The sequence below is a fragment of the Cupriavidus sp. C1SS-2L genome (genome assembly GCF_057073735.1).
On the sequence record NZ_CP172708.1, the window covers coordinates 2,480,693 to 2,492,435 of the forward strand.

Consider the following 11,743-nt stretch of genomic DNA (forward strand, 5'->3'; position numbering starts at 1 on the left):
ATTAGAAGGCCCATTAGCAGCCCGGCGAGGCGGGATAGGCCGGAAAGAGTGCGGCCGGGCGAGTGTGGCAGGCGGAAAGTCATCGAAGGTCTCCTGTGGGCACCGTGTGCCGGCGCCTGTGGTTGTCGTTGTGGTTACGGTTGCCGCTATCGTTGTGGCGGTGTTCGTCGTCGCGGTGGCTTCTTCTGCGGTGCCGTCACCAGCCGCCGAACGACAGCCCACCGTTCACGCTGATGGTCTGTCCCGTGACCTGCGCCGCCTCATCCGACGCCAAGAACACGGCTACCCGGGCCACTTCCTCGGCGGTCGGTGGACGGCCGGACGGGAAGCGCTCCACGAGCTTGGAAAAGAGCCGCTTCTGGAAGTGCTCCTCCGCAAAGATGCGGTCCCACGATGGCGTGTCGGACGTCAGTGTCAGCGCGACGCTATTGACGCGGATGTTCCAGCGCGAAAACTCTTTGGCCAGCGCCTTGGTGATCAGGATCACGCCCGCTCCTGCCGCGCCGACGATGGATTCGCCCGGGGTGGGATGCCGACCGGCATCTGTCCCCACCATGACCACGGACCCGCCACGCTCGCGGAGATATGGCAGCGCAGCGTGTACGGGGAAGATGCGCGCGAAGAACCGCGATTCGAACGCGGTGACGAGCTCCGCGCCCGACATCTCGGCGAACGGCATGGGGCGGATCGCGCCCTGTGCGCCGGAGCTGACGAGAATGTCAATGCCGCCGTGGGCTTCTGCTGCCTGTCGTGCCACGCTGGCCGCCTGTTCGTAGTCGCCGCAGTCCCCCACAGCGATGCTGACCGCCTCCGAAATCCCGCGCAGCTCCGCCGCCGCCTTGCTGGCATTTTCCGCCGAGCGGCTGTTGATCACGACGGTCGCGCCGCTGGCCGCAAGTTTCTGTGCCACGCGCAGGCCCAGCCCTCCCGACGATCCCGTGACGAGTGCCACCTTGTTCTTCAGATTCATGTATTCCGTGGATTGCAATTGCCTCTCCTGTGTCTTCGATTCGATGCTCAAGCCCGGGCGGGCTTCATCGCAACTCTAGGAGCGCGGGTGCGGTCTTGCAATTTGCGACTGACGAAGGGCGGGATTCGTGTATGGCGAAGCGCTGCGTGAACGCCGAGGGCGCTTCGTGCGGCACAGCCGTGACCGGTGCGCGCCCCCTCCCCGCTCACTGGCGTGCCCCGCCTGGCAATGGCCCACGCCGCTACGCATTCAAACAATGCCGGCTCGACGCAGCGCTTGAACCTGTTCAGGGTCATAACCCACTTCGGCCAGCACTTCATCGGAGTGTTCGCCAACCGTGGGCGGTCGGCGCGCGACATCGGGTGGCGTGCGCGACAGCATTGCTGGCGGTGCCACGATTGGGGCCTGACGCGGCAGTCCGGGATAATCGAGCCAAATGTATGCGCCGCACTCCCGGATCGATTCGTCGTCCAGTGCCTCGCGCGGGGAGTAGATCGGCGCCGCGGGGATCTTCGCCCGCTCCAATTCTCTCAGCGCATCGGCGCGGGTGCGGTTGGCGCACCACTTGCCCATAAGTTCGCTCAGGAACGCTCCCTGCTCGCCGCGGCAGAGATCGTCGCTGAAGCGCGGATCATTCACCAGTTCCGGCGCACCGACCAGGGCGGCCCACCGCCGGAACAGCGGCTGACCAATCACCTGCGCAATGATCCAGCCGTCGGTCACGCGGAAAATGTCTGACGGTCCGTAAGAGGGACTGCGGTTGCCGATTGCCTGCCGGTTGACGCCCAGCGCCGCTTCCTCGATCAGCGCGCCGCTCGACAGATTCAACGCGGTCTGCAGCAGCGACGCCTCGACACACTGGCCAAGCCCGCTGATACGCCGTTCGTAAAGCGCCATCACGGTACCGAGTGCGCACGACAGTGCGGTGGAAAAATCGACCACCGGCACCATCGCCTTGGTTGGCTTGTCAGGCATGCCGGACATATGGATCGCGCCGCTCATCGCCTGCCCCGTACCATCGAAGCCGACGCGGTGGCCCGCCCCCTCATGCGAACCGAAGGCTGTCGAAGCGGTAAGAATGATGCCGGGGTTTATAGCGCTCAGCGCGGGGTAGTCCAGACCCAGGGCGGTCAGCGTCTTTGGCGGCATGTTGGCCACGACCACATCGGCGGTCTTGACCAACCGGCGCACCACCTCTCGCCCCTCCTTGCTGTCGATATCCAGTGTGATCGATCGCTTGTTGCGGTTGCATTGCAGGAACAGCGCTCCTTCTCCGGTGTCGGTGACAGGCACGATAAAGCGGTCTTCGCTGCCACCCACCCGGTCGATGCGAATGACGTCGGCGCCGTAGTCTGCCAGCAGTGCGGCGCAAAAAGGGCCGGCAATGAAGCGTCCGAAATCGAGGACGCGGATACCTTCAAGAACTTTGGACATCTCGTTAGCCTTCCTTTCACAGATTGACTCGTCGTATGGGACGACAACTGACGGAATTGGTCGTGACTGCGCCCTCTTCCGGGCAATTCAAATCGGCCAGCTTGCTGCGCCAGAAGGATGCACGCCGGCAATCGTGACGCCGAGGAGTTGGGACCTCAGGCCGCCGATTGATGGCGCTCTGATGAGTGGTGGTTCGCCAGTCGCCTGGCAGATTCGATTGTCAAACCGAAGCGATCATAGAAAGCAGAACGCAGGTCGCCATTTGGAGGCCAGCCGGCAAGGCGTGCCAGGTCGGGGAGCGCTATGTCGTTTGCCATCGCCCAGAACAGTGCCCTCATCAACCGTTGCGTTCGGCAAAGGTCGGTGAGCGCAGTTCCTTGCGAAAAGAGCATGCGGCGCAACTGGGCGGTTGAGATCTTCAATCGCTCAGCAATGAATGCTGCGCTCCATGCGTTCTGGGGCTGCAGGAAAACACGCTCGCAAATGCGTTGGTGCAAAGAGGTCGACAACACTACCGTACCTGCGGCATGAATCAACAGGACACAAGCCGAAGGTTGCGCTGGAGTACCGTCTAGGGACAGGTCGATGCCGTCGAATGGTTCGATAGTGATCTCCTGCCCGGGTGTCAGCAGGCGCTCATACCCGCGCCGCTTGACGACCTGTCTCCCCTGTATGCCCGCCACGGAAAGTGGAAACGCGGGAAATAACCGCTGCAGGCTGACGTGCATTCTCGATTGCAGGTGGACGCGCATCGCACGAAGACAGTCAGGGCATCATTGCGCCTATTGAATCAGGCCGGCTGCCGCCAGGGCAGCTAGTTCCTCTTCCGGGAACCATTCGGCTAGCGCGGCGGCGGCGTTTTCTGGCGTGGCCGCGGCTGGGGGCTTTGGGTCAGCAGCGGGAGTGCGCGAAAATCGCGGGGCGGGCGCAGGCTGCTTGACGTCCGCGATCTCGACGATGGTGCGGCGGGCTTTCAAGTGCGGGTGCTCGCAAGCTTCATCCAGGTCCAGTACGGGTGCAAAGCAGGCATCGCTGCCTTCCAGGAGTTCCCTCCATTCAGCACGTGTCCGGGTCATGAAGTGGTCAGCAAATAGCCGTCGCGCTGCGGGCCAGCTTGCACGGTCCGCGGGGTTGGTCAGTTCGGGGGCATCCAATCCAATAAGCTCCAGCAGGTGCCAGTAGAACTTCAGTTCGATTGGACCGATCGAGATGTACTCCCCGTCGGCGCACGCGTAGACGTCGTAGAACGGCGCGCCGGAATCCAGCAAATTGGTACCCCGCTCCGGCCCCGTCAGGCCGGCCGCGCGGAGCCCCGCGTGGATGGTCAGAAGAGACGCCACGCCATCGACGATCGCTGCATCGACCACCTGCCCCTTCCCGGAAGACCGCGCTTCCAGGATGGCACTCACGATGCCGAGGGCCGCATACAACGATCCGCCGGCATAATCGCCCACGACGTTGAGCGGTACTGTGGGCGGCTCCCCTTTTCGCCCGATCGCGCTCAGCAGTCCCGTGATGGCGATGTAGTTGATGTCGTGACCGGCCGCCTGCGCCAGTGGACCCTCCTGCCCCCAGCCCGTCAGACGGCCGTAGACGAGCCTCGGGTTCCGGGCAAGACAGGTGTCGGGGCCCAGGCCGAGGCGCTCCGTGACACCCGGGCGAAATCCTTCGATCAGCGCGTCGGCCTTGTCGATCAGCAAACGGACCATCTCGAGTCCCGACGCGTCCTTCAGGTCGACACGGATGGATTTTCGGTTACGCAGAACGAGATCGAACTGCAGCGGCCGGGTGAGGCCCAGCCCGGACGGCTCCTTGCGATCGACCCGGATCACGGTCGCGCCAAGGTCGGCCAGCAACATGGCGCAGAACGGGGCAGGCCCGATTCCTGCGAGTTCAACGATCCGCACACCCTCTAGCGGTCCCAAGGCAGTCTCCTCCTGTTGTGTAAGCGGCGCCGTAGCAAGGCGCCTGTACGCCTCAGTACGACTTAGGCAGTCCCAGCACCTTGGTTGAGATGAAATTGCAGACCATCTCTTGCGAAATCGGCGCCAGGCGCAGCAGCCGCACCTCGCGCCACAGCCGCTCGACGTGGTATTCCTTGGCGTAGGCGTAGCCACCGTGCGTCTGCATCGCCTGGTCGCACGCGAGGAAGCCGGCTTCGGCACCGAGGTACTTGGCGGTGTTGGCTTCGGCGCCACAGGGCTGACGGTTGTCGTACAGCTCGGCGGCCTTCAGCGCGACCGCCTCGGCCGCGGTCAGGCGCATCCAGCACTCAGCAAGCGGATGGGCCACGGCCTGGTTCTTGCCGATGGGACGGTCGAAGATCACGCGTTCGTTGGCGTAATTGACGGCAAGGCCCAGCGCCGCACGGCCAATGCCCACGCCCTCCATGGCCACCACGATCCGTTCCGGATTCAGTCCGTCGAGCAGGTAGTGGAAGCCCTTGCCGACCTCCCCAACCACGTCCTCTTCGGGCACTTCGAGGCCGTCGATGAAGACTTCGTTGGAGTCCACCGCTGCGCGGCCCAGTTTGTCGATCACGCGCACGTCGCAGTGCTTACGGTCCATGTCGGCGAAAAACAGCGTCATGCCGTCGAGGGGGCGTTTCTCGTCGCGCGGCGAGGTGCGGGCGAGAATCAGGTACTTGGTGGCGTTTTGCGCGTTGGTGCTCCAGACTTTCTGGCCATTTATGACCCAGCGGTCGCCTTTCTTCTCGGCACGGGTGCGGATGCGCGAGGTATCCACACCCGACGTGGGCTCCGTCACGCCGAACGCCATCAGCATCTCGCCGCGGGCCAGCGCCGGGAGGTAGCGCTTCTTCATCTCTTCCGATCCGTGGCGCAGGATTGGCGCCGGCGGAAAGACGTAGAAATGAATAGCCGACGCGCCGCTCATACCGGCACCCGAAGCACCGATCTCCTGCAGCATCACCGCCGCCTCGGTGAGCCCAAGCCCCATGCCGCCATACTCCTCGGGCATCATGATGCCCATCCAGCCGGCGCCGGCGAACGCCTTCACGAAGTCCCAAGGATACCTCTCGTCCTTATCGCACTCGCGCCAGTATGACAACGGGAACTTGTTCGCTAGCGTGCGGGCGGCGTCGCGGACCTCGCCCAATTCCTGTTCGCGTTGCAGTTGCGCGGCGTAGGATGCGGAAAGAATCTCTGTCATGTTCAGTCTCCGGAATTGCTTACTTATTGCTGCGGGCGCAGCTTCATCAGGCCGGTGCGCACGGCCACACAGATTTCTTCGTCGCGTTGATTCAGACCGACGTGGCGGAAGGTAACGATGCCGGAATCAGTGCGGCTCTTGGACAAGCGCGCGCTGACAATCTCGGTACGTACGCGAATGGTGTCGCCATGGAAGGTCGGCTTGGGAAACTTGATTTCCTGGAAGCCCAGGTTGCCCAATGTGGTGCCCAGCGTCGTCTCGTAGACTGTCACTCCGGCCACCAGCGCCAGCAGGAACATGCTGTTCACGAGGCGCTGGCCATAGATAGAGTCCTTGCTGTACTCGGCGTCGATATGCAGCGGTGCACAGTTGTAGGTCAGCGCGGAGAACAGCACGTTGTCCGTCTCCGTCACGGTGCGACGAATGGCATGTTCCACCACCAAGCCTTCACGGCAATCTTCAAAATACAGTCCAGCCACTTTGTTCTCTCCTTGGGGAATCAGTCGTTGAAAGACTTGGCGAGCGTGACAATTTCGCGCGCGGTCCTGACGTGGGCGATGTCGATGTGTTCGCCGTCGTAGATGGTCGAGGCACGTCCATTGGCCTGCGCCTCGTCAAGGGCGGCGATCATGCCTTCGTAATAAGCCACCTGGTCCGGCGAGGGGCTGTAGACTTCGTTGATCGTGGCGACATTCGACGGATGGAGCGCCAACTCGCCGGACATCCCCAGATTGCGGTCTAGCGACGACGATTTCCGCAGGCCCTCCAGATCGCGCACTTGCTGCCACACACCACCGATGGCCAACTTGCCAGCGGCACGTGCCGCCATCACTGCACGGGACTTGAAGTAGAGGCTTTCGCGACCATCCGGGGTCCAGACATAGCCCAGAGCGCGCGCCACATCCGCGTTCTTGGCTGTGGCGCCGACGATGGCCCCGACGCGTTCACGCGTGGCGATCTCATAGGCCAACTCAAGCGCGCGCGCCGTTTCCAGCAGCGGAATGACGCGCGTCGAACCAAGCTTCACGCCGTTGCGGTACTCTGCCTCGGATAGCATCATCGACGCACAGTCCACATCCTCCGGCCCACAAGGCTTCGAGATCACGATGCCCTCTACATGCTTGCCGACCACGGAGACGATGTCGTCGAAGTCATACAAGTGCGGGCTGCGATTGATGCGCACGAAGATGCGCTGTCCCTGCTGTGCCAGCCACGCCAGCTTCGACTGCACGATGCCGCGCGCTTCGAACTTAAGGTCCGGCGGCACACTATCTTCTAGGTCAAGAATGAGCGCGTCCGCATTGGACGTGACCGCCTTCTCAATCCAATCCGGCTTATTACCCGGCACGAACAGCATCGACCGCACAGGCTTCATGACACCCATACTCATATTTTTCCCCTTCCTATATATCTATCTAAAAAACATTAGTTTTAAAGATTAAATTCGATGACCCGGCATGCGGATCTGCGCTCGCTGGCTACTGAAGTCGGTTTGCTGGCCGGTCCGGCGCTGTACGGTGGTTCAGATCATTCGGCGGCAGCCGCCGCCACTTGCTTTTGGCGTCCAGGGGTCGCGGGTCATTTCGCGTAACGGCGGAAATCCGGCGCTCTCTTCTCCAGGAAGGCCCGCACTCCCTCACGCGACTCTTCGGTGTCGTACATGTAAGACACCGTCTGCATGCCCATCCAACTGATGCCGCGGATGCTCTCACTGTCGGCATTGAAAGAGCGCTTGGCAATCGCAAGCGCCGACGGGCTATGCTCCAGGATGCGCGCGCACCAGTCAGCGACTTCCGAATCCAGCTTGTCATCGGGTACCACGGCATTGACCAGGCCCATCGACTGCGCCTCGCGCGCCGGATAGCGCTTGCACAGGTACCAGATCTCGCGCGCCTTCTTCTCGCCCACGATTCGAGCGAGATAGGCCGTCCCGAACCCCGGATCGACCGAGCCCACTCGCGGCCCGACCTGCCCGAACACCGCCGACTCACCGGCAATGGTCAGGTCGCATACTGTCGCCAGCACATTGCCACCACCAATGGCGTAGCCCTTTACGCGCGCGATGACCGGCTTAGGCACGTCGCGGACTGCCGATTGCAGCGCTTCGACCTGCATGCCGATGGTGCCGCGCCCGCTATACTGGCCGCTGTGCGCGCTCTGGTCGCCACCGGTGCAGAACGCACGGTCGCCGGCACCGGTCAGCACGATCACGCCGATCGCACGGTCCCAGCCTGCAGCAGAAATAGCATCGATCAGTTCGTCGACGGTCTGCGCACGCATGGCGTTCATGACCTGCGGGCGATTGATCGTAATGGTGGCGACACGCCCGGAGACTTCCAGGTCGATGTCCTCGTAGGGCTGCTTCATCATTTCTCCTGAGCTTGCGAAAGACCGTGCGCGCCGGCAGCTCGCGCGATGGCCCCAAGCGTGTCTGGATTGGCCAGCGACGTCAGATCGCCGGCATCCAGGCCCAGGCAGGCCGCGCGCACGGCACGGCGCATTATTTTCATGTTGCGGGTTTTGGGCAGATCGTCGACGAACAGCATTTCCGTCGGACGGAATGCCGAGCCCAGTCCCGTTACCACGGCGGCGGACAGTAGCCTCTCGGTATCCGCATCGGCAGCCACGCCCGGCATCAGCGTTACGACAAGCCAGACGGTTTCGCCCTTGACCGGGTCAGGCATGCCAATGGCGGCCACTTCCGCCACCTTGCCGGTGGCCATCACCAGCGTCTCGATCTCCGACGGCCCAGTACGCTTGCCGGCCACCTTCAGCGTGTCGTCGGAGCGGCCAAGTACATACCAGAAACCGTCGTCATCGATCGCGGCGCGGTCGCCGTGCATCCAGGTACCGGGCAACCGGGTCCAGTAGCTGCTCAGGTAGCGCTCGCGGTCGTGCCACAGGCCACGGGTCAGGCCGATCGAGGGTGCACGCAACACCAGCTCCCCAACACCGCCCGGACCTACCGACTTGCCGTTCTCGTCGACGATATCGGCGCCCATGCCCGGGACGGGACCTGCGAAGGCGCAAGGCTTGAGCGGATGGATCACGGTGCCGGTAACGATGCCGCCGCCTACCTCCGTGCCGCCCGAATAGTTGATAATGGGCTTGCTGCTGCCGCACACTTTCTCGAACATCCAGCGCCAGGCGTCCACGGTCCAAGCTTCGCCGGTCGATAGCGCGACGCGCAGCGACGACAGGTCATAACGCTCGACGTCCGCACCGCCCACCGACATGAAGCTGCGCACAATGGTCGGCGCAATGCCAAGCACGCTGACGCCATGCTGCTCAATCAAGCGCCAGAAGCGGCCGCGATCCGGAAAATCGTGCGCGCCTTCCGCCATGACGATAGTGCCGCCCAGCAACGTGGTGCCGTAGATCAGCATTGGACCGACCAGCCAGCCCATGTCGCTCAGCCACATCATGCGGTCACCAGCGCGCATGTCCGCGCACAGCCCCATGTCCAGCGCCAGCTTGGCAATGAAGCCACAGTGCGAATGCACGGTGCCCTTGGGCTTGCCAGTGGTGCCGGACGTGTACATCAGCATCATTGGCGCATCGGCCGGCATCTCTGTAGTGGGCGCGTCGTCGGACTGTCCCTCGGTCAACTCATGCCACCAGTGATCAATGCCATCCTGCCATGCCACCTCGACGTCCAGGTTGCGCAGCACCACTACGTGCTTCAGCGTCGGTACCTCCGCACGGGCCACATCGACGGTCTGCTTCATTGGGCTAGCCTTTCCACGACGCGTGCTGGCATCTGCCGTCAGCACCGCGACCGCACCGCTGTCGCGCAGTCGGCCGGCGACAGCATGTGCGCCGAAGCCAGAGAAAAGCGGGAGCACCACACCGCCAATCTTGGCGATTGCCAGCAGCGCCGCGGAAGCCTCGGGCACCATCGGCATGTAGACGCCAATGACATCGCCGGGCTGGCAGCCAATCCGGCGCAGTCCGCCGGCAAGCCGGCTGGTCTGCGAATCGAGCTCGGCATAGGTCCAGCGGCGCACGTTGCCGTCCTCGCCTTCCCATACCACTGCTTCCTCCGCATCGCGCGCCGTGCCGCGATAGCGATCCAGGCAGTTGAGCACGGCATTGGTGGTGCCGCCAGTGCACCACTTTGCCCACTCGATCCCCTCGCTGGTATCGACCACTGACTCGTAAGGCTGGTAAAAGCGCAGGTCCATGTGCTGGATCAGCGCATTCCAGAAGCGCGCGGGATCCTCAGCCGCCAGATCGAGCAACGCCTGGTAGCCACTGGGATCAGCACAACCGACGCCAAGTCGGCGCATGAACGCCGCCAGAGAGCTGGCTTTCGCGGCCTTCGGGTCGGGGCGCCATGCCACGTCGTAGGCTTGCCATGTTGCTTCCATCCATGTCTCCCGTACTGGTTGTTGCCGCTTCGGTTTGCTTTGAATGGATGCTAGTGGAGAGAGCCTCTCGCGCTCAAGGCGTCACTGGCGAAGCGAAGATTCGCAATACGCGAATCCTCTCGCGAGCTCGGCGGCAGGCCGGCGGATGGGGCACGTGCGCCACGCCTTGGTCCGGTTGTCTCTGTACGTCGTACTAAGCCGGTGTGCGTGTGAGCGCTGCTAGCTGCCCAAGGGACTTGAAGCAGGACAGCTTCGGGGCAATTTGGATTGGCCGTGGCAGCCGAATGCAAGATGACATGTGACGACATGCGCAATCGCATATCAGTCCGCCAACCTGGCAATCCCAGTATCCGCTCTCGCGAAGGCGAGCATCACGCGCCGGGTAAGCCGCATCCGGCGAGCCCACTTATCTGCTTCGGCAGTCCGCTCTAACCTTAGCTGGATGGCTTTCCCCGCGAATGGCCGAGTTGGCATTGGATACGGCCTTTCGGCGCTTTGGAATCGAACGTCTCTGATGGGTCGTTGGACTAAACCGCTCGCGCGGTACCCCTCCGGCCAAGCGTGAAGTGACTCAACCGTCAGGGCTGTTTCCTATGTTGAGGACCGAGGCAATTCGCCTCGAGCCTCGACAGGAGCACAGCCATGTCAGTCGCGACGCCTACCATCAGCCCGCTACGCCAGCGCATGATCGAAGACATGCGGATGCGCAAGCTTGCGGAACAGACCCAGACCCAATACATCCGCGCCGTGTGCCAGTTCGCGGCCTTTCTCGGCCGCTCTCCCGACACGGCCAGCACCGAGGACCTACGGCGCTATCAACTCCATCTGGTCGATCACGGCATCTCACCGACCTCGCTCAATGCTGCGATCACCGGATTGAAGTTCTTCTTTGAAGTGACGCTCGGCGATGCTCAACGCATGGCCAAGATGCGCCCGGTACGAGTACCACGCACCCTGCCCGTGGTACTCAGTCCCGACGAAGTCGCCCGACTGCTGGCGGCCGCTGGGAACCTGAAGCACCAGACTGCGCTCGCGGTCGCCTATGGCGCCGGCTTGCGCGCCAGCGAAGTGGTGACGCTGAAGGTCACCGACATCGACAGTGAACGCATGACCCTGCGCATCGAACAGGGCAAGGGTCGCAAGGACCGCTACGCGATGCTCTCGCCCGTGCTGCTCGAACGCCTGCGCGTCTGGTGGCGTGTCGCCCATGCCCAGGGCAAGATGCTCGACGGTGGCTGGTTGTTCCCGGGCCTCAACCCGATCGAGCCGCTCAGCCCCCGGCAACTCAATCGCGCCATCCATGCCGCCGCCCAAGATGCACAGATTGAGAAGCACGTGTCCATGCATACGCTGCGACACAGTTTCGCCACCCACTTGCTCGAACAGAAGGTGGATATCCGCGTCATTCAAGTACTGCTTGGGCATAAGAAGCTGGAGACGACAGCGCTCTACGCTCAGGTCGCCACTGATCTGCTGCGCGAGGTCGTCAGCCCGCTCGAGAACCTGCGTTCCGACTAAGAGTCCTGCCGCCGAGCTCATTGTGCTCGAGGTCGCGGATATCTTCCGCCTCCACGGGCCGGCCTGGCGACAGAGTGCCCACTTGAGCCTGGGGCAGTTGCAGGTCATGTCGGCCATCGAACAGTGCCGCACCGGGGCACTGGGAGGGCATGTGCTGCGCTGTTCCGGCTGCGCCAAGCTCGAGGTGTCCTATAACTCCTGCCTTATGGTGACAGTTCCGTTGTGGGGAAAACGGGCGCCCACGCAGCGCGAAAGCTGGACCAGCGCCCGCAAAGCTCTC

10 protein-coding genes and 1 pseudogene are annotated in these 11,743 nt (G+C 63.0%); 2 read left to right on the forward strand and 9 right to left on the reverse strand.

Features of this window, described 5'->3' with window-relative positions; translation table 11 throughout:
- Nucleotides 1–196: 196 nt before the first annotated feature.
- The 9 genes from ACIGJG_RS11460 to ACIGJG_RS11500 all read right to left on the reverse strand — a co-directional run bounded on the left by ACIGJG_RS11460 (nucleotide 197) and on the right by ACIGJG_RS11500 (nucleotide 9,945).
- Entirely contained in the window at nucleotides 197–988 is a 792-nt protein-coding gene (locus ACIGJG_RS11460; RefSeq protein ID WP_483672347.1) for an SDR family NAD(P)-dependent oxidoreductase, read from the reverse strand.
- Nucleotides 989–1,219: 231 nt separating this feature from the next.
- Nucleotides 1,220–2,404 (reverse strand): CaiB/BaiF CoA transferase family protein, encoded by a 1,185-nt coding sequence (locus ACIGJG_RS11465; RefSeq protein ID WP_483672348.1) that lies wholly within the window; start codon nucleotides 2,402–2,404, stop codon nucleotides 1,220–1,222.
- A gap of 155 nt (nucleotides 2,405–2,559) precedes the next feature.
- A complete protein-coding gene (locus ACIGJG_RS11470; protein WP_483672349.1) occupies nucleotides 2,560–3,132 on the reverse strand; it encodes an AraC family transcriptional regulator in 573 nt (190 codons plus the stop codon).
- A 54-nt stretch (nucleotides 3,133–3,186) separates the two neighbouring features.
- The gene (locus tag ACIGJG_RS11475; RefSeq protein ID WP_483672350.1) at nucleotides 3,187–4,329 is read right to left on the reverse strand and encodes a CaiB/BaiF CoA transferase family protein; all 1,143 of its coding nucleotides are present in this window, start codon (nucleotides 4,327–4,329) and stop codon (nucleotides 3,187–3,189) included.
- A gap of 52 nt (nucleotides 4,330–4,381) precedes the next feature.
- Nucleotides 4,382–5,575 (reverse strand): acyl-CoA dehydrogenase family protein, encoded by a 1,194-nt coding sequence (locus ACIGJG_RS11480; protein WP_483672351.1) that lies wholly within the window; start codon nucleotides 5,573–5,575, stop codon nucleotides 4,382–4,384.
- A gap of 23 nt (nucleotides 5,576–5,598) precedes the next feature.
- A complete protein-coding gene (locus tag ACIGJG_RS11485; protein WP_483672352.1) occupies nucleotides 5,599–6,054 on the reverse strand; it encodes a MaoC family dehydratase in 456 nt (151 codons plus the stop codon).
- Between the two features lie 20 nt (nucleotides 6,055–6,074).
- Nucleotides 6,075–6,959, reverse strand: coding sequence for an HpcH/HpaI aldolase/citrate lyase family protein (locus ACIGJG_RS11490; RefSeq protein WP_483673075.1), 885 nt, complete (start codon nucleotides 6,957–6,959; stop codon nucleotides 6,075–6,077).
- Between the two features lie 194 nt (nucleotides 6,960–7,153).
- Nucleotides 7,154–7,945 carry an enoyl-CoA hydratase-related protein gene (locus ACIGJG_RS11495; RefSeq protein WP_483672353.1) on the reverse strand — a complete coding sequence of 264 codons (792 nt, stop codon included), beginning with the start codon at nucleotides 7,943–7,945 and terminating at the stop codon, nucleotides 7,154–7,156.
- Nucleotides 7,942–9,945, reverse strand: coding sequence for an AMP-binding protein (locus tag ACIGJG_RS11500; protein ID WP_483672355.1), 2,004 nt, complete (start codon nucleotides 9,943–9,945; stop codon nucleotides 7,942–7,944). The genes ACIGJG_RS11495 and ACIGJG_RS11500 overlap by 4 nt, the downstream gene beginning before the upstream one ends.
- Nucleotides 9,946–10,587: 642 nt before the next feature.
- Here ACIGJG_RS11500 and ACIGJG_RS11505 point away from each other — a divergent pair.
- Both ACIGJG_RS11505 and ACIGJG_RS11510 read left to right on the forward strand, forming a co-directional pair.
- Nucleotides 10,588–11,463, forward strand: coding sequence for a tyrosine-type recombinase/integrase (locus ACIGJG_RS11505; RefSeq protein WP_483672356.1), 876 nt, complete (start codon nucleotides 10,588–10,590; stop codon nucleotides 11,461–11,463).
- A gap of 19 nt (nucleotides 11,464–11,482) precedes the next feature.
- Nucleotides 11,483–11,740 (forward strand): annotated as a pseudogene (locus ACIGJG_RS11510) (transposase zinc-binding domain-containing protein); the annotation flags it as partial.
- Nucleotides 11,741–11,743 lie beyond the last annotated feature (3 nt).